At 37.9% G+C, this 22,016-nt stretch carries 25 protein-coding genes and 1 tRNA gene; 9 read left to right on the top strand and 17 right to left on the bottom strand.

The annotated features are described in order from the left end of the window. Nucleotides 1-88: 88 nt before the first annotated feature. Together IPL24_14430 and IPL24_14425 are read right to left on the bottom strand one after the other, a co-directional pair. Nucleotides 89-706 carry an HAD family phosphatase gene (locus tag IPL24_14430; protein ID MBK8364806.1) on the bottom strand — a complete coding sequence of 206 codons (618 nt, stop codon included), beginning with the start codon at nucleotides 704-706 and terminating at the stop codon, nucleotides 89-91. Nucleotides 707-1,117: 411 nt separating this feature from the next. After that, nucleotides 1,118-1,987 carry an SdiA-regulated domain-containing protein gene (locus tag IPL24_14425; GenBank protein ID MBK8364805.1) on the bottom strand — a complete coding sequence of 290 codons (870 nt, stop codon included), beginning with the start codon at nucleotides 1,985-1,987 and terminating at the stop codon, nucleotides 1,118-1,120. A 102-nt stretch (nucleotides 1,988-2,089) separates the two neighbouring features. On the opposite strand from IPL24_14425, the gene IPL24_14420 reads away from it, so the two are divergent. The 3 genes from IPL24_14420 (at nucleotide 2,090) to IPL24_14410 (ending at nucleotide 5,688) form a co-directional block, all read left to right on the top strand. After that, the gene (locus IPL24_14420) at nucleotides 2,090-4,516 is read left to right on the top strand and encodes a TonB-dependent receptor (protein ID MBK8364804.1); all 2,427 of its coding nucleotides are present in this window, start codon (nucleotides 2,090-2,092) and stop codon (nucleotides 4,514-4,516) included. Between the two features lie 209 nt (nucleotides 4,517-4,725). Next, a tRNA-Ile gene (locus tag IPL24_14415) sits at nucleotides 4,726-4,799 on the top strand. Between the two features lie 190 nt (nucleotides 4,800-4,989). After that, nucleotides 4,990-5,688, top strand: a complete 699-nt coding sequence (locus IPL24_14410; protein ID MBK8364803.1) for a PorT family protein — start codon at nucleotides 4,990-4,992, stop codon at nucleotides 5,686-5,688. Nucleotides 5,689-5,797: 109 nt separating this feature from the next. Here the strand turns inward: IPL24_14410 and IPL24_14405 are convergent, their stop codons facing one another. From IPL24_14405 to IPL24_14360, 10 genes are all read right to left on the bottom strand, one after another. Further along, nucleotides 5,798-6,406 (bottom strand): hypothetical protein, encoded by a 609-nt coding sequence (locus IPL24_14405; protein ID MBK8364802.1) that lies wholly within the window; start codon nucleotides 6,404-6,406, stop codon nucleotides 5,798-5,800. Next, nucleotides 6,403-7,875, bottom strand: a complete 1,473-nt coding sequence (gene rpoN, locus IPL24_14400) for an RNA polymerase factor sigma-54 (protein ID MBK8364801.1) — start codon at nucleotides 7,873-7,875, stop codon at nucleotides 6,403-6,405. Before rpoN ends, IPL24_14405 begins: the two co-directional genes overlap by 4 nt. Before the next feature lie 79 nt (nucleotides 7,876-7,954). Continuing rightward, a complete protein-coding gene (locus IPL24_14395; protein MBK8364800.1) occupies nucleotides 7,955-9,022 on the bottom strand; it encodes an SPOR domain-containing protein in 1,068 nt (355 codons plus the stop codon). A 363-nt stretch (nucleotides 9,023-9,385) separates the two neighbouring features. Next, on the bottom strand, nucleotides 9,386-9,835 hold the full coding sequence (locus IPL24_14390; protein MBK8364799.1) for a MarR family transcriptional regulator: 450 nt from the start codon (nucleotides 9,833-9,835) through the stop codon (nucleotides 9,386-9,388). A 7-nt stretch (nucleotides 9,836-9,842) separates the two neighbouring features. After that, entirely contained in the window at nucleotides 9,843-10,553 is a 711-nt protein-coding gene (locus IPL24_14385) for a pirin family protein (protein ID MBK8364798.1), read from the bottom strand. Between the two features lie 12 nt (nucleotides 10,554-10,565). Beyond that, a complete protein-coding gene (locus IPL24_14380; GenBank protein MBK8364797.1) occupies nucleotides 10,566-11,159 on the bottom strand; it encodes a nitroreductase family protein in 594 nt (197 codons plus the stop codon). Between the two features lie 3 nt (nucleotides 11,160-11,162). Next, the gene (locus tag IPL24_14375) at nucleotides 11,163-11,354 is read right to left on the bottom strand and encodes a CDGSH iron-sulfur domain-containing protein (GenBank protein MBK8364796.1); all 192 of its coding nucleotides are present in this window, start codon (nucleotides 11,352-11,354) and stop codon (nucleotides 11,163-11,165) included. A 292-nt stretch (nucleotides 11,355-11,646) separates the two neighbouring features. Continuing rightward, entirely contained in the window at nucleotides 11,647-12,051 is a 405-nt protein-coding gene (locus tag IPL24_14370) for an OsmC family protein (GenBank protein MBK8364795.1), read from the bottom strand. A gap of 5 nt (nucleotides 12,052-12,056) precedes the next feature. Then, nucleotides 12,057-12,353, bottom strand: a complete 297-nt coding sequence (locus IPL24_14365) for a hypothetical protein (protein MBK8364794.1) — start codon at nucleotides 12,351-12,353, stop codon at nucleotides 12,057-12,059. Between the two features lie 51 nt (nucleotides 12,354-12,404). After that, complete coding sequence (locus IPL24_14360) at nucleotides 12,405-13,001, bottom strand: YceI family protein (protein ID MBK8364793.1); 597 nt, start codon at nucleotides 12,999-13,001, stop codon at nucleotides 12,405-12,407. Between the two features lie 423 nt (nucleotides 13,002-13,424). On the opposite strand from IPL24_14360, the gene IPL24_14355 reads away from it, so the two are divergent. Then, entirely contained in the window at nucleotides 13,425-13,682 is a 258-nt protein-coding gene (locus tag IPL24_14355; protein MBK8364792.1) for a hypothetical protein, read from the top strand. Nucleotides 13,683-13,782: 100 nt separating this feature from the next. Beyond that, nucleotides 13,783-14,676 carry a DUF3179 domain-containing protein gene (locus IPL24_14350; GenBank protein ID MBK8364791.1) on the top strand — a complete coding sequence of 298 codons (894 nt, stop codon included), beginning with the start codon at nucleotides 13,783-13,785 and terminating at the stop codon, nucleotides 14,674-14,676. 38 nt (nucleotides 14,677-14,714) lie between these two features. On the opposite strand, the gene trpS is transcribed toward IPL24_14350, so the two are convergent. Next, on the bottom strand, nucleotides 14,715-15,716 hold the full coding sequence (gene trpS, locus IPL24_14345) for a tryptophan--tRNA ligase (GenBank protein MBK8364790.1): 1,002 nt from the start codon (nucleotides 15,714-15,716) through the stop codon (nucleotides 14,715-14,717). Between the two features lie 197 nt (nucleotides 15,717-15,913). On the opposite strand from trpS, the gene IPL24_14340 reads away from it, so the two are divergent. Together IPL24_14340 and purD are read left to right on the top strand one after the other, a co-directional pair. Then, nucleotides 15,914-17,455, top strand: coding sequence for an acyl-CoA carboxylase subunit beta (locus IPL24_14340; GenBank protein ID MBK8364789.1), 1,542 nt, complete (start codon nucleotides 15,914-15,916; stop codon nucleotides 17,453-17,455). 11 nt (nucleotides 17,456-17,466) lie between these two features. Then, nucleotides 17,467-18,765 (top strand): phosphoribosylamine--glycine ligase, encoded by a 1,299-nt coding sequence (gene purD / locus IPL24_14335; GenBank protein ID MBK8364788.1) that lies wholly within the window; start codon nucleotides 17,467-17,469, stop codon nucleotides 18,763-18,765. 52 nt (nucleotides 18,766-18,817) lie between these two features. Here purD and IPL24_14330 read toward each other — a convergent pair whose 3' ends face one another. After that, entirely contained in the window at nucleotides 18,818-18,985 is a 168-nt protein-coding gene (locus tag IPL24_14330; protein ID MBK8364787.1) for a hypothetical protein, read from the bottom strand. A gap of 81 nt (nucleotides 18,986-19,066) precedes the next feature. On the opposite strand from IPL24_14330, the gene IPL24_14325 reads away from it, so the two are divergent. Next, nucleotides 19,067-19,546, top strand: coding sequence for a hypothetical protein (locus IPL24_14325; GenBank protein MBK8364786.1), 480 nt, complete (start codon nucleotides 19,067-19,069; stop codon nucleotides 19,544-19,546). Continuing rightward, a complete protein-coding gene (locus IPL24_14320; protein ID MBK8364785.1) occupies nucleotides 19,546-20,046 on the top strand; it encodes a hypothetical protein in 501 nt (166 codons plus the stop codon). The genes IPL24_14325 and IPL24_14320 overlap by 1 nt, the downstream gene beginning before the upstream one ends. Before the next feature lie 2 nt (nucleotides 20,047-20,048). Here IPL24_14320 and ybeY read toward each other — a convergent pair whose 3' ends face one another. The 3 genes from ybeY to IPL24_14305 all read right to left on the bottom strand — a co-directional run bounded on the left by ybeY (nucleotide 20,049) and on the right by IPL24_14305 (nucleotide 21,756). Next, complete coding sequence (gene ybeY, locus IPL24_14315; GenBank protein MBK8364784.1) at nucleotides 20,049-20,477, bottom strand: rRNA maturation RNase YbeY; 429 nt, start codon at nucleotides 20,475-20,477, stop codon at nucleotides 20,049-20,051. A gap of 369 nt (nucleotides 20,478-20,846) precedes the next feature. Then, nucleotides 20,847-21,155 (bottom strand): ribonuclease E inhibitor RraB, encoded by a 309-nt coding sequence (locus IPL24_14310; GenBank protein MBK8364783.1) that lies wholly within the window; start codon nucleotides 21,153-21,155, stop codon nucleotides 20,847-20,849. A 28-nt stretch (nucleotides 21,156-21,183) separates the two neighbouring features. Then, nucleotides 21,184-21,756 (bottom strand): transposase, encoded by a 573-nt coding sequence (locus IPL24_14305; protein MBK8364782.1) that lies wholly within the window; start codon nucleotides 21,754-21,756, stop codon nucleotides 21,184-21,186. Nucleotides 21,757-22,016: the final 260 nt, after the last annotated feature.

Genomic DNA, 22,016 nt, shown 5'->3' with positions numbered 1-22,016 from the left:
ACACAGAGAAAGAGGAGAAAAAAGGGAGAACACAGAGCAATCTCTATTCCCTCAATTTTTTTTCTCCTTTTTCTCTGTGTTAAAAATTTTAAACTACATCTTTCAATAATTTCCCCCCCGGCATTAATATCGATTCAATACCTGCATTTCTCGCCCCTTCAACATGTTGTTTGGAATCATCAATAAAGAAAGACTCTTCTCTATTCAGATGGCTGTCGTTGAGAACAAATTCGAAGATCTCTTTTGAAGGTTTGCGAAGATGAATATGATGTGAGAGATACATTTTTTCAAAAATATCATCGAACACAAATGACCCGTATTGCATGATGATCATCTTCCGGTATTCACTTTCGTGGATTGAATTGGTATTACTTAAAAGAAAAAGTCTGTAGTTCTTCTTGAGTTCATAAAGTGTTTTCAGATTTTCCTCCGGCAGTCCGACAAGAATTGCATTCCAGCATTTGCGGAGTACATCGTCACTATGGTCTGTCTTACTTAACTTCCGAAGCTCAGAAAAAAAATCGCCTTCACTTATCATTCCTTTTTCCAGCAAGTCAAAAAGTGGATTCTGGCTTTGCTGTGAATACAAAGTCTCTGCCTGCTCAATCCCAATAGCTTTAAATGCATCAATCGTATTCTGATAATTTATATCCAGTATCACTCCACCAAGGTCGAGAATCAGATTTTTGTGGATTGATTTATTCATGTGTTTCAATTTTTTTGTTCGTATTTAGAGATTCGAATTCGTATACTATTTACCATATGTATGCCACATCCAAACCCTCCATTTTTCATTTATTCACTATTCGTTATTACCAACTGTTCGCAAAATAAATTTCTAGCAAGCCCCCTCATTTTGTTGACATACATCTTTTTGAATCAGAGATAAAGCAGTTCTTGTGCGTGGAGTCCACGCGCTGCGCGAAATCATTTGAAAAGTTGAATCAGGGATGTAACCAATAATCGAAGATTTCAAATGATTTGGTGCGCGTGGTGGCCTTTTTTTGTTTCTTTTTTTGGCCAAACAAAAAAAGAAAAATTGAAAGTAACGGCTTGAATGCGGGAAATTACTTTCATATGAAAATATTTATATAGGACAGTGGTGATCCGTTATTCGTTATTGATTAGAAATCCTTTTCAGTACCACCAAATTCCCTTTGGAATTTTTTCCTTCATCAGAGATCACCAAATCGCCTTCTGAGTTGAAAGCAAGTCCTTCCGGTTGTTTGTAAATGTCAGGATTCAGATTTACTGAGCACAGTAGCATACCATTTTCCGAAAAAACGGCAAGTCTTTTCCCTACAGCAGAAAGAACAAAATAGTTTCCTGTTTTTGGATCGATGGCAATTTCAGCCGGATCAAATTGATCAACATTCTTTGATTCCCCAAAAAACGAATTTGAAGCTGACTGGTCAGCCATTTCTATAATAGAAGTTGGATCTATTACAAGTACAGGTTCTTCTGACATAGTTTTTGTTGAAAGGTCAAATGAATAAACAACTTTCTGGTATTTCTTTGCACTTCCTTTTTCGGGTTTGCCTTTGCAGGCAATCAGCAGACGATAATGTTTAGAATCGAAACACATCCCTTCAGAGTTATTTACTTTTGATAAAAAAGTATGATGTGTAATCGAAGAGACTTCGCTTGATTCAAGATTATCGATTTCATAAATATCCCCATTACTTCTCAGAACATATATTGTATCATTTACATTGGCAATTGCTTCATAGTCCTTATCACCGGCGAAATCGATAGATTGTTTTAGTTTATCCTTATGTATATCGTAAATAAAAACAATTCCTTTTTCATCCTGAACACAGGCAATCTTATTCTTGCTTAAAAATGTGATTCCCGAAATTTCTTTGAGCGCGACGGGAAGTTTGATCTGTTCATATGTTTGGTTCAAGTCAAAATCGCCACAAGATTTATTCTCCTGAGAACAGGAGATAAGAAAGATGGAAATAATAGCGATCAGCGTGAACTTCATAAAGTGCAAAGGTTAACTTTTCTTGTTAATTTCCCATGAATTGTGGGAATATTGTCCAAACTTTTTTCTTCTACATTTGTTCAGGTTTCTATGCCATCCAATATGATCAATCGATTTCTTTTAGTCACATTCTTTGTGTTATCAAATATAGTACATGCTCAAAGTACAGGTGAGATTTTTGGAACAGTGAAAGACAGGAATACACAAGAGCTATTATTCAGTGTCACCTTGCAGATAGAGGGAACACAAATTGGCGCTGTTACCGATGTTGACGGTCGTTTTAAGATTGAAAACATCCCCCCGGGATCATATAATATAAGAATTGGCTTACTTGGTTATGTTAGTCAGACGCTATATAACATTGTAGTCACAACAGGAAATTCAAATGAATTGAATATACTGCTTGAACCTTCCTCACAAGAACTGAAAGAAGTAAATATTACTGCAACCACATTTGGTAAGCAATTGGAATCACCTTTGTCAATTCAAAGTTTATCGGCAGAAGAGATCAGAAATAATGCAGGAGGCAATTATGATATTTCAAAAGTGATTCAAGCTCTTCCGGGTGTTGGGGGTACCGGCGGAAATGCTGCCCGAAATGATCTTATCATCCGTGGTGGCGCACCAAGTGAGAATGTATATTATCTGGATGGAGTGGAAGTTCCGCAGATCAATCACTTCTCTACACAAGGAAGTAGCGGCGGACCACAGGGAATTTTAAATGTATCTTTTATCGAAGATGTTTCGCTTTCTACCAGCAGTTTCGCAGCTAAATATGATAATGTACTTTCTTCAGTTCTTCAGATAAGACAGCGAGATGGTAATCCTGAAAAGGCAGAAGGAAACGTTCGGTTGAGCAGTACAGAATTAGCGTTGTCAATGGAAGGTCCGATTAGCAAAAAGACAACGTACCTTGCTTCTGCGCGTCGGTCGTATCTGCAATATTTTTTTCAGCTAATCGATTTGCCCATTCGGCCGAACTACTGGGATTTTCAATATAAGGTCACACATAAATTCAATAAGAAAACATCTTTAACGGCGATTGGACTAGGTGCAATCGATGAGTTTACATTTGCAGTTCCTAAAAAATCGGATGCAACCAAGGAGTATATCATCCGTTCTTATCCAACGATCAGTCAATGGAATTATACTGTAGGATTTACTCTCAAACATTTATTTGAAAACGGTTATTACAATCTTACGATCAGCAGAAATATGTTTAATAACAAACTAGATCAGTTTGCCGATGCTGATTTCGGAAATGAGAGTAAGCGAACTTTTCGTTCTAATTCCAATGAGATCGAAAATAAACTTCGACTTGATGTCAACAAACTGATTCGTAACTGGAAGTTCTCTTATGGCGCAAGTTTTCAGTATGTAAAGTATGATAATGATCTTTTTGCAAAGGTCGCTAATGAAGTCTTTGATTCTAACGGAACGGTTATTTCTCCTGCGGTATTTACAGGATTTAATACTGCCATCGAGTTTATAAAGTATGGTGCTTTCGGATCGGTCAGTAAGAAAATGTTTCAGGAAAAACTTTCAATGACGCTGGGAGTAAGGCTTGACTTTAATAGCTTTCCAGTAACAGAAATTTATTTTGAAGAAAGTTTTTCTACACGCTTTACAGCTTCTTATTCAGTCTCGCCACAAGTAAATATCAATGCAACCGTTGGTCGTTATATTAAAATGCCGTCGTATACTGTATTGGGATATAGAAACAGTTTGGGCAATCTGGAAAATTCAAGAGCACAGAATATAATCTGCGATCACCTTGCCGGCGGATTCGAGATTCTTCCGACAAGTTCTCTCCGAATTACAGTAGAAGGATTTTATAAAAAGTATGATAATTATCCTGTATCACGCGCTTCAGCAATCTCACTGGCCAATCTCGGAAATGATTTTGGTGTGATAGGAAATGAGGCGGTATCAAGTCAGGGCAAAGGTCGCAGTTACGGAACTGAATTGTTTGTTCAACAAAAGTTAAAGAAGGATTTTTATGTTACAGCTTCCTTTACATTTTTCTATTCTCAATTTTCCGGTTTCAATAATAAATATGTTGCCTCAAGTTGGGATACAAGAAATTTAGTTTCGCTGATAGCAGGTAAAAAATTCAAAAAAGGCTGGGAGCTTGGTTTGAAATATCGTTTATCAGGAGGAGCACCTTATACTCCTTATGATCTCGATGAATCGAAGAAAACATATACGATCACAGGCCAAGGAGTATCTGATTATTCAAAATTAAATAGTGAACGATTGCCTGCATTCAATCAACTTGATGTACGTATTGACAAGAAGTTCAATTTTAAACGGACGTCACTGAATATCTATCTCGATTTTCAAAATGCATTAATGTCAAAGTCTGTTTCAAAAGACTACTATACATTCAAACGAAATGCAGATAATACTGCTTTTGAAACTACAGATGGAAATCCTCTGAGATCCGACGGCTCCAATGCCATTCCGGTCCTGCTCGAAAACGTCGACAAAAATTTCACTCCGGCTTTAGGAGTTATCTTCCAGTTTTAAGTTCATACATATATATATGTATAAGAAACTGATCCGGGAAACAACAATTATTCAACAATAATCTGATTACCAATATTTTGAATATTAAGAAGTACAAGTTTAACCCTTGACCTTTGACCCTTGCCCTTTTGACCTGACCTGATACAAAAAGAACTACACAATTTGTAATTATTCCCCTTAAAAGATACCTTTGTCACCCAAAATTTACCGGGCCCTTAGCTCATTCGGTTAGAGCAACAGACTCATAATCTGTGGGTGGATGGTTCGATTCCATCAGGGCCCACGTAAGGGTGTAGTCATTACAGGCTACACCCGTTTTTTTTAAAGAAATTAATGTTCTCTACTGAAATGATTTATTGTTCATCATCATTTTCGTTTTTAAATTTCTACTACATTCGGATAAGTCAATTTTATTTCGGCCTGGTCTTTGCCAAAAGCAACAAGAATTTTAAGCAAACAACAAACTATACATTATGAAAAAATTATTCAGTCTGGCAGCTATTGTGATCTTTAGTCTGTCGACCAACGCACAGGAAACTCCTGCACCATCATCATCAATGCCCGGTGCGTTAGGAAAAATTGCAGCAGCTGACGATCTGTTTATCGTTTCAATCACATCAGACAACTGGATGAATCTTCCCTCTACCATCGAAGCGAAACCACTTCGCTCACGAGGATTTAGTTTTTTGATCATGAAAGAAAAAATGGGCAAAGCCGGACATTTTGGATTAGGCTATGGATTTGGTATCAGTTCTCAGAATGTTCATACTGATGCAGTTTTTTATTATGATGATGTTGCGAAGAGAAATAATTTTGCAGTTGTTCCTGATTCATTCGATCTTGAAACAAATAAACTTTCATTGAACTTTATCGACTTCGCTTTAGAACTTCGTGCAAGGACTAATGAGAATGATAAAGGAAAACGATTTAAAGTTGCTGCCGGATTAAAAGGTGGTTATCTGATTCAGTCACATACGAAATATGAAGACAGATCCGGAAAATTCAAATCGTATGGAATGATAGGATTGAATTATTTTCAATACGGAGTTACAGGAAGAATCGGTTATGGTAGTGTTGCATTATCAGGATACTATTCACTTGTAGATGTTTTCAAAAAAGATAAAGGACCGGAGTTGACGCCGTTGAATGTGGGGATATCCTTTACATTTTAGAAGGGGAAAATTTTAACACTAAGATCACTAAGTTTTTGTCACAAGAGCACAAAGGGAGTATCACTTGTGTTCTTGTGACAAAAACTTAGTGATCTTAGTGTTTTATTTTTTACAAGCTCAAGAAAAGAAACTCACAAAAGAACCCAATCAAAAACCCCAGGTAAATTTGCACCGCACTATTTGCCCTCAGAGTCATTCTTGCAGAACCAAGTAAACCTGCAACAAAGAATGACAAGATAATTGGAAATCGTAAGTCGACAAGCATAAAAGTCGACAATCCGAAAAGCGTTCCCACCATTGCACCTACACCGATCATATGAATACTGATCTTCCATTTAAAGTTGATCGTGATAGCAATGGCAACTGAAGCAATCGCACCTAAGATCAGTTGAAAGAATACCTGTGGTAATCGCAATGCATTGATCAGATATGCTGCAACCATCATCAATAATAAATTACTTGCAAAGGGAATCAATCGTTCTTCTCTTTTTTCCATTTCAAAAGATCTGATCACTCCTTTTTTAACCAGTATAAATGAAACCAGTACAGGAAAAATAAGTGTATTCAGAATGATGATCAGAAAAAGTGCAAGTTTTGCATGATAGGGAATAGAGTAGGAGAAAAAAGTTTTGTTCTGGAAAATGAAAAGTAAAGCATAGGTCGGCATGAGCACAGGGTGTAGTGCAACCGATAAAAATTGAGCAACTTTTTTGTTCATAGTTCTTTTCTCAATCGCGCTACGGGAATATCCAGCATTTCGCGATACTTTGCCACCGTTCTCCGGGCAATATTATATCCTTTCTGATTCAGGATCTTTGTGAGCGCATCATCAGTTAATGGCTTGCGTTTATCTTCTGCACCGATACAATCTGTAAGGATCTGTTTCACTTCTTTACTCGAAACCTCTTCGCCACTTTCTGTAGACAATCCTTCAGAGAAGAAACTCTTCAGTAAAAAAGTTCCGAATGGGGTTTGCACATATTTGCTATTCGCTACACGACTAACTGTAGAAATATCCATGCCTATCTTTTCAGCAATATCACGAAGTACCATCTTTTTCAGTTTACGCATATCGCCTTCGAGGAAATATTCATATTGATAATCCATGATCGTATGCATCGTCTGAAAAAGTGTATGCTGACGTTGCTTCAATGCATCGATGAACCATTTCGCAGAATCCAGTTTCTGTTTAACGAAACTTATGGCATCTTTATTTGCTTTTACATTCTTCTTGTCTTTGCTGTAATGATCAAGCATTTCTTTGTAGTCACGGCTCATTCTTAACTCAGGAGCATTCCGCGAATTCAAAGTAAGTTCAAGTACACCATCGGTATTGTTGATGATGAAATCAGGAATGATATGTTCAATAGATCGCTGTCCCTGATTAGCTGCACTTCCCGGACGAGGATTAAGTTTAAGAATTTCATCGATGGCTTTTTTCAATTGCTCATCAGTGATCTCCATTTCACGCGAAATTTTTTCGTAATGTTTTTTCGAAAACTCGTCGAACTGTTTGTTCAGGATTTTTTTCGCAAGAACGATTGATTCACGCTTCTGGTCTTTTCTTTCCAGTTGCAACTCCAGACATTCCTGCAATGAACGTGCACCGATACCCGGAGGATCGAGTGTTTGAATTGCTGTCAGAATTTTTTCTAATTCTTCTTTTGTTGTAGAAATATTTTGTGAAAAGGCAAGATCATCGACGATTGCAGTTAACTCACGACGCAGATAACCATCGTCATCAATACTACCGACCAGTTGTTCGGCAATATGATATTCACGGTCATCAAAGTCGAGTAGATAAAGTTGTGCAAGTACCTGATCCTGAAAATTGCCTTGTGTGCTCAAAGGCATTTCCCGTCGTTCATCGTCTGGTGAAGAATTGTTAACAGAAGTTTTGTAATCAGGAATTTCGTCGTCGACTAAATATTCGTCGATGCTGATGTCTTCTTCGCGTTCACTCAGTTCTTCGTCATCATCATTTGAAGTATCATCGTCAGCATCTGTATCGTATTCATCTTCTTCCTGATCGGCACCTTCTTCAAGTGCAGGATTGTCCTGCATTTCTTCTTTGATCCGTTGTTCAAGATTTGCAACAGGGATCTGCAACAATTTCATCAACTGAATTTGTTGCGGTGATAATTTCTGAAGAAGTTTCTGGTTTAACCCTTGACGTAAATTACTCATAAATGATGCGTAAAACTGCTACTGCAAAATTGATAGTTTTTTGCGTAGTAACAAATATAAATAGAGTTGTGCGGGAAAATTAATAATTCCAGACCCAGCCTTGCAGATCGCTGTTTTTCAGGCTATCGTTGAGGGCAATTGCGTCAGAGCGCTTTTCAAAGCCTTGATAATAAACATACCAGCGATTATTGGCTTCAGTAACAGCAGCATTTTTAAAGCCCAATTTCTGTAATTGATCCAGTTGCGAAAGGGCGTTTTCGTGGATTTTGAAAACTCCGGCTATAACAAAGTGGTGGAGATCTGCTGATGGGGAAGCAGGGGCAACAACTTCAGGTTTTGCAGGAACGACAGTTTCCGGCTTTGATGGAACAGCCGCAATTTGTGTATCCGTTTTTTCAGGAGTTGCATTGGAAACATACACAGTTTCTGCTTTTGCCGGCTCTTCTTGTTTGATGGTAGTCGGCATCGTGCTTGTGTCTTTGATCTTCAAAGAGATCGTCTGACTGTCGAACGGACTTAAAGAAGCAGATTCGTATGACTTTGGATTTACAAGATATAAGTTGAATGAGAACCAAAGTGCAGTAGCAGCAACAGCAACGATTCCAACAAGTATTCCACTTTTTTTCAATCGTGGTGAAATGGTGCGTTGAGTTTCCGGACGAGGTTGTTTCACAGATTTCCGGATCTCAGTAAGAACCGGTTTAGGTTTTGCAACAGGCTCGTTCTCGCGATTAATTGGAGTCAGTTGCAAAGCATCCATTCCAAAGCTGTCTTTCAGGTGATTTGAATTCCGTGCAGCATCGAACTGAATGTTGTGTTCTTTATCGAAATAAAGAGTTCCGATTGTATTGAGAAATATTTTCTTCCCTGAATTCATCTCCGACATACAGTTAGCAACAAATTTTTCAATCTGTACTAAAGCTTGCTGATAAGAAATGTGTTCGTATTCGACCAGATGATTCGCTAAAAGTCCGTCGTTATTTTTCAGATAAACATTAAAAGCAATTTTCCTGAACGGCGGAAAAAGCACCAGATTCGATGTCACCATTGAATTCTGATTCGAAGCCAGAAAACCTCCCAGAGAAGGAACGATCACGCAATCGTGATCAAAAAGCAATTCGGAGATATGTTGTTCGACTGTGGCCATCAAATGATGTCGCTAAAGTAGAATAATTTCCGAAGATGTGAAAAAAAATCGGTAGCAATTGATTAACAGTGTACTATGAAGTTTTAAACATAGAGAACATGGAGGGCACAATGAGAGCATAGAAATTCTATGTGTTTAATTGTGAATTTTTCTGAAATAAACACTCAAAGCTTTTGTGCGCAAAAGTTAATCACTTGGAAATTTTAAAACATCTTTCTAATAAAAGCACGTCTGCCATTCCGTGCTCTCATTTTGCTCTTAGTGAACTCAGTGTTAAAAAAATCGGAGCCGAATGTTTCCTTTCAAATTATTATTCAGAAAAAATCTTCAACAAAAAAGAAACTTTATTTTATAACATTATACTTACCCCCTCAACTTATCCAACAACAAATTCAACTCCACCTTCTCCTTTTCAGAAAGCGCAATCATCAGATCAGTTTGTTTCACTTCGTTAGTATCAATTTTACTTAGCAGGTCCATTCCTTTTTGAGTGATGAAGACCTGACATGAACGGCGATCGTGCTGACAAATGTGTCGCTCGACCAGGCCTTTCATGCGGAGTTTTTCTACGATGCGGGAAGCGTCGCTCATTTTGTCAAGCATACGTTCACGGATCAATTTGATACTGGCAGGTTGCATCTGTTGTCCGCGTAAAATGCGGAGGACATTGAACTGCTGGTAGGTGATGTCGAATGGTTTTAAAAAATCACTTTGTTGTCCATTCAACCAATTGAACGTATAAATAATATTGACCATGAGTTTATGGCTTTCATTGCGAAACTTCTTCTGATTGATTTCTTTTTCTAACTCCATTTTTCATTTAGTTCATTGGAACTTCAATGATAATAATTTCTGCATTCTCTGATGCTTTTATGGAAACATTTTCATTTTCCCAGACACCGATTGCATCACGTTGTTGAAGTTTCTGTCCTTCGATTTCAACAGCACCGTTTATTACCATAATGTAAGCACCATTTTCCTTCGATTTCATTGCGTATTTCAATTCAGTTCCTTTATCCAGGTCAGATAATGATATAGCTGCGTCCTGATGAATATAAAGTTCATCGCCGGTCTTGAATCCGGAAACTACCGTCTGGATCTTATTCTTTCTGTCATTGATATCGAATGTACGTTGATCATAACTTGGTTTAATCCCTTTTTCTTTCGGAAAGATCCAGAGTTGAAACAGATTGGTCGCTTCGTCTTTCGACGGATTAAATTCCGAATGCATCACTCCCGTTCCTGCACTCATGACCTGCACATCGCCTGGTCTGATAACGGAACCATTACCCATATTGTCTTTGTGCTCAAGTGCACCTTTCAATATAATGGTGATAATCTCCATATCGTTGTGCGGATGCGTTCCAAACCCTTGTCCACCGGCAACGATGTCGTCGTTCAGAACACGAAGCATTCCGAAATGTACGCGTGAAGGATCATACCAGCTCGCAAAACTAAAACTGTGATGTGCATTTAACCAGCCGTGATCAGCATGTCCGCGTGATGAAGCTGCGTGAAAAATGGTTTTCATTTTATTCCTTTCTTATTTATTGGTTTCTGTTTTGAATAATTCATTTTCTTCGCCAAAGTTAGCAGAGAAAACGAGTTCAGATAATGGTTTACGTTTTCTTTCGCCAACTTCTCTGGCCCGGAGATTTTCCGGTAATGCTTCAGGATTTCCTTCATAACCTACTGCAATAATACTTACTGCTTCGTATTCATCAGGAATCTGAAATTCTTCTTTCGCCTTAGCTGAATTGAATCCGCCCATCTGATGCAGGAACAAATTCAATTCTGTCGCTTGCACTGATAACATTGCAGTCGCCAATCCTACGTCGTGCCATGAATATACATTTGACTTTTCATTAAAAGAAAAATGTTTTTTAGCAATCGTTATGATCAATGCTGCTGCATCTTTCGCCCAGATCTTATTTCCTTCATTCAGACATTCCTGCATTTTTGCAAAAGCTTCTTTATCCTGCTTTCGGGCAAGAATAAATCGCCACGGTTGTTCATTTGCCGATGACGGTGCCCAACGTGCAGCTTCGAAAAGACTGATCATTGTTTCATCGTCGATCGGACGCTCAGAGAATGCACGGATGCTTTTTCGTTTGCTTATGAGATTGTGAATTGTCATTTATTATTTTTGGTTTAACCAGTCTGTATTCGTACGATGTTGTCCATCGCAGAATGGTTTGTTAGCACTGTGTCCACAACGGCAAAGAGCGAAAGTTTCTTTTTTCTCGATCTGATTTCCGTTCGCATCAGTTAATGTCATTGTACCTGTGACCATGTAAGGTCCGGTTCCTGTTACTGTGATTTTATTTTCCATTTATTTTTACTGTATAATTTTTAATTTGATTCTTGCTTTGATTTAAGAGTTGAAGTATTTCAAGGTGATTTTGTTTCCCGCAGATCTCGCAGATTTAGCGCAGATAATTCCGTGTTCTTTTGTGAACTTGTGTTCTCAGTGTTTATTTTTTTTGATAATTTTCATTTGGGTACTAACTAATTTATTTTTACTTCATTCCACTTCATTCCACTTCATTCCACTTCATTCCACTTCATTCCACTTCATTCCACTTCATTCCACTTCATTCCACTTCATTCCACTTCATTCCACTTCACTTCATTTCTTCCACAACCACTTTCCCCACCAGCGTCTTATGCACCGGACATTTCTCGCTAATAATTTTAAGTCGCTTGATCTGTTCTTCATCCAGATTTCCTTCGAATTCAAGTTTGGTATAGATCTTTGTTATTTCTTCAGTGCCTTCCATAACTTTTTCCATATTCAGATACACATGAACTTTTTGCAAGTCCCATTGTTTGCGGTCGGCATACATTCGCAGAGTGATGGCAGTACATGCGCCCAGTGAAGAGAGCAGCATCTGGTGTGCGGTCGGGCCAAGATCTTTTCCACCGTGATCGACAGGTTCATCAGTTGTGAGGGTATGATTGCCTGCAATTACTTTTGTTTCGTAATGTTGACCGATGTTGGTGACCTTGATGTGTTCTACGAATTTCATTGATATTAATTTAGTGATGGTTCAGGTAAAATGAATGTAGCGCTGTGCTGGAACATCAGTTCCTTTATTTCGTGCTGCATGTAGCGTGCAAGCGGGAAGCGTGCAATGTTTCTTAAGACTTCTGCTTCACCCTTTGCTGACATAACAATCCAGAGGTTACTTCTGTTTGCTGCAAGAGCATAACTCAGGATTATTCCTTCATTCATCATTTCATTTACTACTGCTCGATGTTCGGGTATCAATGAAATGAATCGTGGTGAAAAAATTTCGGGTAAACCGACAATGATCATATATTCTTTCATGGTATGAAGTTAAAAAAAGCCGGTTCTTGTAAGAGACCGGCTTTTGATTAATTATTGTTTTGGAACATCTTTGATGAGGATCAAGTCGATCGTGAAGTCCACATCATCGCTAACGACTGCTTCTCCTGTTGCAGCTTTGTTAGACCATTTTAAACCATATTCCTGGCGATTGATTGAACCGGTTGCTTTAAAGCCGGCTTTTATATTTCCCCAAGGATCAGTAACTGTTCCGCCATATACTAATGGAAGAGTCACTGTTTTTGTGACATCACGGATCGTAAGTTGTCCGGTGAGAGAGTATTTTTTATTTCCCAGACTTTTTATGCCTGTGCTTGTAAAAGTCATCTTAGGATATTTCTCTGCGTTGAAGAAATCGTCACCTTTTAAATGCCCGTCGCGCTGTTCGTTATCTGTTGTAATACTATTCACGTCAACTGAAGCAGTTACTTTAAGATCTGACCAGTCTGCAGCAGAAGAATTTGCTGTTACGACAAATTTTTTGAATTCACCATCTACATCAGAGATCAGCAGATATTTCGTAGTGAAACGGATTTTCGAATGTGCTCCATCGAGCTTCCAGTTTTGTTGTGCAAACACTGATGCTGTCATTGTGACTAACATAGCGGCCATAAGTGTGATTTTTTTCATCTGATTAATTTTATGAGTTTTTTATATAGTTTCTGATTTCGGGTACAAATATATGTTATAACAATAGATGTTGCAACATGTAATTGAATTTAGGCAATTATAATGTTGATTATCAACCTAATTAGTTTTAGGGGCGATCATTTATATAGGCTTAAAAAGGGTTTAAAGTGTGGTGTAGTAGACTTAACTTCCCGAAAAAAATGATAATTTATCTAAGTACTTTTCTAAGTCAGTGTTGCAACATCAATCCAAAAATGCCACCCAACCCTTTCCACTTCATTCCACTTCTTTTCACTTCATTCCACTTCATTCCACTTCATTCCACCTCATTCCACTTCATTCCACTTCATCCCTTAAAAAAACTAATCAAGATAATTCCCTCCCGCTACCTCAAATTAGACTACCTTTATGCAAAATCCCAGAATGATAAACGTAATCACCCGTAGTGTAGCTTCCGATGCAAGCGATGATCTGAAAGAACAGATTTCAAAAGAAGTCAGTAATACAAAAGCAGATCAATTTGCAATTTTGGTAAGGAACAGTGTGCGGAATAAAAGATGTGAAAAGCATCCCAATGCTGATCAAACGATCATCATCCAGGCATCAAAACAAGGTTTACAGATTGAGAAGAAATTTTGTTGTCCTGAATTCAGTGAGTTGATTCCGGTAGTTCCGAATTGATTCCTGAAAGAGATCAGTAACAGTTTATTTTGCCAATTTCATAGTATATATACTAAACTTTTTCCCGGACAATAAGTAAAACATACTTCTTACGAAGTGTATGTACCGTTTCTTTTATATATGTACGATTGCTTTTCTGTTTTTTGAGATCATCAATTGTATGATGGTTCTTCCCTTGCCCATAAAACTGGAATTTGAAAACGTATCCGTTGCCTATTGGATCTATAAATACAGATGGGAGATACGTCTGGAATTATTGGTAGGAATTATTTTTGGAATTTTCGGTGCTTATAGAAAAAGCAGATTGTCTGTCGTTATCCTTTCCACATTAACTGTAGTGACTATTTTCTTCTGTAATTTCAAATACACAGCAACAAAAATGTATCGCCGTTCAGCACCTAAGCTGATGGTCAATAGCGATAGTAATAAAGTTGATCTCGACAGGTTGATCGTTGGAATGGTGAAGAACTGCGAAGCAAGAGCCTATCCGATCCAGTTTCTTGCCTATCATCAAAGAGTATTCGACGGCATGTGTGGAAAGAGATTTATGATGACTTACTGTCCGGTTACAAGAACAGCGAAGGCTTATCTGACCGACTATGAAGGCAAGAACGACTACTATCGCTACCTTGGTTTGATCAACAATGATGCGATCTACGAAGATTTTAAAACAGGAACCTGGTGGTCACAGTCAACCGGAAAAGGAATTGCGGGGAAAAGAAAAGGAGAGTCACTTCGGGAATGGCCGTGTTACGTAACAACCTTAAGACAATGGCTGACATATAATCCGGAGTCGCTGATCTTACAACCTGATGAACGTTACGCAGATCAATATAAAAAAAATGAATCGTTCGAATTCGGTGAAATGTTTGAAGGATTTGAAATCAGTAAGCGGTCATTCAAAAATGATGGGATAGAAATTTCCGATAATTATAAAGTTTCTTCTGAAGAAGAAAATAGGTTGTATTCAAAAAATATTTTGTTGTTTAATTAAAAATAATTTAAGAAAGTACTAACCAGTTCTTGTCGCAATTAAAAACTTCTTATTCCAATCGCTTTTCTCGCTTCGTTCACAGTCGCAGCTGCACTTGCACGTGCTTTTTCAGCACCTAATCTGACAACTTTACTGATCGTCGTTTCATCTTTACTAAGTTCTGTAATCTTTTCACGAAAAGGTGTAGTGAATGAAATCATATCCTCCGCTAATTGTTTTTTCAGATCACCATAACGGATCTGCATTTTATTATAAAGCTCATCAAAGTGCTTTACAGTTTCTTCAGAAGAAACAGCTTTCATTAAAGTGAAAATATTTTCGATCACTTCAGGTTTCTTTTGATTCTCTTCCGTCGGACCGCCATCGGTTACAGCTCGCATTACTTTTTTGCGGATCGCTTCCGGGGTATCAGATAAGAAAATAGCATTTCCTTCGCCTTCGCTCTTGCCCATTTTTCCTGAGCCATCAAGTCCCGGAATTTTTACAAGATTAGTTCCATAATTAAATGCAAATGGTTCAGGAAATAGTTCCGTGTTGTAAAGTCTGTTGAATCTGTTTCCGAACTGACGGGAAAATTCCAGATGTTGCTCCTGGTCTTTTCCGACAGGAACTTTAACGGCACGGTGTATAAGAATATCTGCAGCCATCAGAACCGGATAAGTTAAAATTCCTGCATTGATATTGTCCGGTTGCTTGCGGATCTTTTCTTTGAAAGTAGTTGACCTTTCAAGTTCACCTACATAAGCGTTCATATTCAGAAGCAGATAGAGTTCTGCTGTTTCCGGCAGATCGCTTTGAACATAAAGTGTAGATTTTTCAGGATCTAGTCCGCAGGCAAGGTATTCTACGAGTACTTGTTTCACCGTGTTATGCAGATCCGATGGAACGGGATGTGTAGTGAGAGAATGGTAATCAGCGATGAAGAAATAGCAATTGTACTCATGTTGCATTTTTATAAAATTCTGAATCGCTCCAAAATAATTTCCCAGATGTAAATTTCCTGTACTGCGGATGCCGCTGACAACGATCTCTTTTTGCATGGGGCGAATTTACTACTTTGATTCTTTACAGCGAAGGATTTAAAAACGGAAAGGAATTTTATCGGATCAATCGGCTTTAAGACAATTTAATACATGAATTTCAGCAGTTTATAATCAACTCGAAAGATAATAAACGTCTGTTTTGCCGTGCCTTCATATCGCTAAAAACCTATATCTTCGTCGCATACAAGATCATTATGGAATCGAAAATCAAGTTACTGGACGAAAAGATACAGGAAGCACAACTGGGTGGTGGAGCTAAAAGAATAGAATCGCAACATAAGAAAGGAAAACTTACTGCCCGTGAGCGGATTCATTTTTTAGTTGATGAAAATTCGTTCGAGGAAATTGGAATGCTTGTTACTCATAGAGCTACTGATTTCGGTATCGATAAAGAAAAATATCTTGGTGATGGTGTTGTGACCGGATTCGGACGAATCGATGGAAGGTTAGTTTATGTATTCGCTCAGGACTTTACAGTATTCGGAGGATCACTTTCTGAAACGCATGCAAAAAAGATCTGTCGCATAATGGATCTTGCAATGCAGAATGGCGCACCGGTAATCGGATTAAATGATTCAGGTGGAGCAAGGATTCAGGAAGGTGTTGTTTCACTTGGTGGTTATGCAGATATTTTTTACCGCAATACATTAGCATCAGGTGTCATTCCTCAGATCTCTGCGATCATGGGACCATGCGCAGGTGGCGCAGTTTATTCACCGGCCATCACAGATTTTATTATGATGGTAGAAAATACTTCCTACATGTTTGTTACCGGTCCGAACGTTGTGAAAACCGTAACGCATGAAGAAGTTACTTCAGAAGAATTAGGTGGTGCAATGACACATGCAACTAAATCAGGTGTGACACATTTTACATGTGTAAATGAAATTGATTGTATCAATCGTTTGCGTAGTCTGGTAAGTTATATGCCGCAGAACTGCGAAGAAGAGGCTCCACGTTTAGCTTATGAAGTGACAAATGAAAAAAGAGAAAAACTAAATTCAATCATTCCTGATAATCCGAATCAACCATACGATATCCGCGAAGTGATAAACGAAGTGATCGACAAGGATTCATTTTTAGAAGTACATAAAGATTTTGCAGAAAACATTGTAGTAGGTTTTGCACGACTTGCAGGAAGAAGTATTGGTATTGTTGCAAATCAACCGATTCATCTGGCGGGTGTACTCGATATTAATTCATCCACAAAGGCTGCACGTTTTGTTCGCTTCTGCGATTGTTTCAACATTCCATTACTTGTATTTGAAGATGTACCGGGATTTTTACCGGGCACTGATCAGGAGTGGAATGCCATTATTACAAATGGCGCGAAACTATTGTTTGCATTCAGCGAAGCAACTGTTCCACGGATCACTGTGATCACGAGAAAAGCTTATGGCGGTGCATACGATGTAATGAATTCAAAACACATCGGTGCCGATATGAATTATGCATGGCCAAGTGCAGAGATCGCTGTAATGGGCGCAAAAGGAGCTGCGGAAATTATTTTCAAAAAAGAAATTTCTGAAGCGAAAGATTCTCTTGCAGCATGGAAAGAAAAAGAGAATGAATACAATCAGCTTTTTGCCAATCCATATAAAGCTGCTGAACATGGTTACATTGATGAAGTGATCCGTCCGGATGAGACCAGAACTAAACTGATCGCTGCATTCAGAATGCTGGAGAATAAAGCAGTAAAATTACCTCGTAAAAAACATGCAAACATTCCTTTATAACAATTATTAAAATGTCAGTAAAGATTTTGCTCATTGGTTCCGGAGGAAGAGAACATGCATTTGCATGGAAACTTTCACAAAGTAAAAAATGTGAAAAGCTATTTATAGCTCCCGGAAATGCGGGAACAAAAGATTGCGGAGAAAATATTGACCTTGATGTAAAATCATTTTCCGCAATAAAAGATTTCGTTCTTCAGAATAAAGTTGAGTTGGTAATTGTTGGTCCGGAAGAACCTTTAGTCAATGGCATTACAGATTTTTTTCTTGACGATGAAAAATTAAAATCGATTCCTGTTATTGGCCCGACGAAAGCAGGCGCTTTGTTAGAAGGAAGTAAAGATTTTGCAAAAGAATTCATGCAGAAGAATGCAATTCCGACTGCAGCATTTCAGACTTTTACAAAAGAAACACTCAATGATGGATTGAAATTTCTTGAATCGTTGAAAGCGCCCTATGTATTAAAAGCCGATGGGCTTGCTGCCGGCAAAGGTGTTATCATTCCTGAAACACTGGAAGCTGCGAAGTCTGAATTGACCGACATGCTTACATCAGGTAAATTTGGTAGCGCAGCAAATAAAGTTGTGATTGAAGAATTTCTTAAGGGAATTGAATGTTCAGTTTTTGTTCTTACTGATGGAGTTTCATATAAGATCTTACCTGAAGCAAAAGATTATAAACGAATAGGCGAGGGCGATACCGGATTGAATACCGGTGGAATGGGAGCTGTGTCACCGGTTCCATTTGTTGATGCAGAATTCATGAACAAAGTTGAAGAGCGAATTATAAAACCGACAATTGCAGGATTGAAGAATGCAAAGATCCGCTATCAGGGATTTATTTTTATCGGACTGATGAATGTAGACGGTGAACCATATGTGATCGAATACAATGTTCGTATGGGAGATCCGGAAACAGAAGTTGTCGTTCCAAGAATTAAGAATGATCTGGTTGAATTATTTCTTGCAACAGCAAATGTTCAATTGAACACGATCGATTTCGAAATAGATCCCCGAACGGCATTAACGATAATGATGGTTAGCGGAGGTTATCCGGGCGATTATGAAAAAGGAAAAGTAATTTCCGTTGAAAGTACGAACGGCAGTCTGATTTTTCATGCCGGAACAAAATCAATGTCAGGTAATTCAGTTGTTACCAATGGCGGTCGGGTGCTGAGTATTACGGCTTTTGGAGCAACTATTTCTGAAGCGAGAAAGAAAGCCTATGAGCAGATTTCTTCGATAAAATTTGAAGGCGCGTATTTCAGAGGTGATATTGGCAAGGACCTTTTGGAATTCAAGGAAAAGGCATAAAAAAACCCGGAATCAGGAGATACCGGGCTTTTTCTATTTAATGAATGGGAGATTAATCCCATTTAGTAACCTCTTTGTGTTTATTCATGTACCAAAGCCATCCGAAGAATGCAACGAATCCAACAACGATAAGTGCTTTATTCAGCCAAAGGCCGAAGAAAGGAACAAGTGTGAAAATTGCCTCAAAAATATCGCCGATAAAGTACCAGAATCCTGTCATGTTTTTTTCCGTTTAATACGGTGACAAATATAGAAAGGATTCCGGATAATCTACAATGAAAAATCTCTATTTTTAACACCGATGATTCGCTTTTTTAAGTCGCCTCAACCGGCTTCATTATTGGTTATTCCCGCTATCGTATTGATATTGTGGGCACAAGCCTTTATGAATTGTTTTCCGGTGATGGAAGTCAGTGCGCAGCCGGTGTGGAAACTATTTCTGGTGCTTTTTGCAAAGCTACCATCAGGGTTGAATTGGTTGATCATGGTATCGTTAGTTTCATTCAGTGCCATATACATCAACCAGATTACCAACAAACACGAGATCTTATATAAGAATTCCTATTTACCTGCATTTGTCTATGCATTATTCATCTCTTCAGTTCCCGAGTTTCTGACGGTTCATCCGATACATTTTGTAAACCTGATCATACTCCGCGTTTTTGACAAATCATTTGCAATGATCAAAAGTGATTCTGCAACTCCGGCAATTTTTGACAGTAGTTTTCTGGCAGCTGTAGCAGCTCTTATATTTTTCCGGCTTTTATTATTATTCCTGTGATGATCATTTCCCTTAGTCTCATCAGGCCATTTAATTTCAGAGAATGGCTGATCATGTTTATCGGATTTTCACTGCCATACTTTTTTGTTACTGTATGGATGTTCTGGAATCACAACTTCCTTTTTTTCTGGAAAGATTATATTGAAAGATTTGTACACTTAAAACCGGAGATCAACATTGTATTTACTCCGCCATTAATGACCTTGTCAATACTCTTTGGAGTTTGGTTATTGTTTGCATTAATAAAATTGCGGATGAATTATCTGAAGAATGTGATCCGTGCACGAATTATACAGCAGGTAGTATTTTCATTTTTCCTTTTCGGAGCAGGCTCAATTTTCCTGGGACAAAAAATTTCAGTTGTTAATTTCTCTTTACTTGCAATTCCATTTTCAATTTTTGCAGCGTATTATTTATTGTCTGCAAAAAAGCGCATCCGTTTATATGAGCTTTTCATATGGATCGTGATTGGAGTGATCGTTTGGAATCATCTCCAATAAAATTACTTCAATTTCTTCAACCAGTAATCCTCCATCCTCCGCATCTCCTTTTGCTTCATCGGCGATTTGTCAGAATAACCTGTGAGATGCAACAAGCCATGAATCATTACACGATGCAATTCATCATCAAAAGTTGTTTCATATTGTTTGGCATTTATGCGAACAGTATCGATAGAAATAAAAATATCACCAATGATCTTTCCTTTCTCGATCGAATTGTCGAATGTGATGATGTCTGTAAAATAATTATGTTTTAAAAATTTCACATTCATTTTTTTTAGGAATGGATCTGAGCAGAAAATATAATTCAATTCAGTGATGGTGAAATTTTCTTTTTTCGCAGCGGAGGTAATCCATTTTGTGAGTTGATCTTTTTTGTTGAGACGGAAAGAGATTTCTTGTTTGAAGAAAGTGATTGGGGCGGGTTTCATGGGGGAAGATAGGGAAAGAAAATGGGGGAGGAAAGAGGGCTTTGATTTGACTGCAGGGTATAGACTTTGTGTAAGTAATTTTATAGGAGAGTGTAGGGTGTAGTCTGTGTGGAAGTAATTTGCAGGGCATCATATTAATCTATTGTATTCGTAAAATTCAAAATTAATTTATTTGGAAGACTACACCCGGCGGGCTGCAGGGTATAGACTTTGTGGAAGTAATTTTAGGAGAGTGTAGGGTGTAGTCTGTGTGGAAATAAATTCAGGGACATCTTGTCAAACAACTGAATCGTAAAATTCAAGAGTAAGCTATCTTCAAGACTACACCCGGCAGGTGAGGGGTTTCTTTTAGGTAAGTTTTTGAGTTGGTTATATATTGAACCGACGTTCCCAGCCGTCAAATTCACATTTGTGTTTTTTTGCAAGATTAGTCATTTGATTGAACCAGGAAGCAATGTCCTTATCAATTGAAGTGTAGTCAGAAGTAAATCCATTTATTAGAAATAAAATGGATGAATCAGAGATGTCCGTAATTTCTGCACTATAGCCAAGAGCAGTAAGTTCTTTAGTTAGTGATTCCGCATTGTCGGAATCGTATGCATAAAAAAAGTACTCAAAATTATTTCTTGGCCTGTATTTTATTTTTCGGTCTAATATTTTCGCTTTACGTATTCTCATTTAAATGTATTTGGAATGAAATGATAAACTAGTAGGTGCATTTGCCAAACTGATCAAAATATAATTTACTAATATTCACAGGACTTTTCATTCCCATATAATCTCTTGCACTACTATACAAATAATCTTCTGCGCGAACGACTATACCTTCCTTGACCGGATTTTGATGTATGTATCTTATTTTTTGTTCTGTAAATTCAGGAGAAAATGTTTCTTTGGCATGATTTCCATTTTGCCACAATTGAAAATGCTTGTTTTTTGAATTCAATTCACCGGCATTCCTGAAAATGGGAACCATCCACTCACGCCGGCTTTCTTTCACTGTCAGCATTTCACGAATGAGTTGGGTGCTTGTAAACTTTTTAAAGTCACACATGATCTGACTCAGATTATTATTTCTTGAACTTGCAACCATATGAATATGACTTGACATAAAAACATATGCATGAACATTCAAGCCTTTATTCTTAATACAAAAGTTAAGACTATCCGCTAAAATTCTCTTATTTCTCTCTCTGATAAAAAGATCCACCCACCCAACCAGATTGCTGGTCATAAAGTAAATTCCATCCTGTTTGTCTATTTGATAAGCGTTTGGCATTCGACAAATCTAAAGACAAAACTTTTTTTATGCATCCAATATATGATGGTGATTTTAATAGAAGCTGCAAGCAGTCATATATAATCGCCACGCACTCAAAAAAAAGTTCAGCCCTCGCCTCAAAGGCTGGCAGAAGTCTCGATTGAAAAAAGAAATTAGAATTACATAAATCATTTTGCAGCTTGTATGTACTAGAAAAACCACGCCCCCGGACTTCTGCCAGCTACCCTCTGCCAACCCCACGCACTTTCAAAAAGTTT

The sequence above is a fragment of the Bacteroidota bacterium genome, assembly GCA_016711505.1.
Taxonomy (GTDB): Bacteria; Bacteroidota; Bacteroidia; order AKYH767-A; family 2013-40CM-41-45; genus JADKIH01.
Note: the sequence above shows the minus strand (reverse complement) of the source record. Positions and strands in the feature narration are given on the sequence as shown.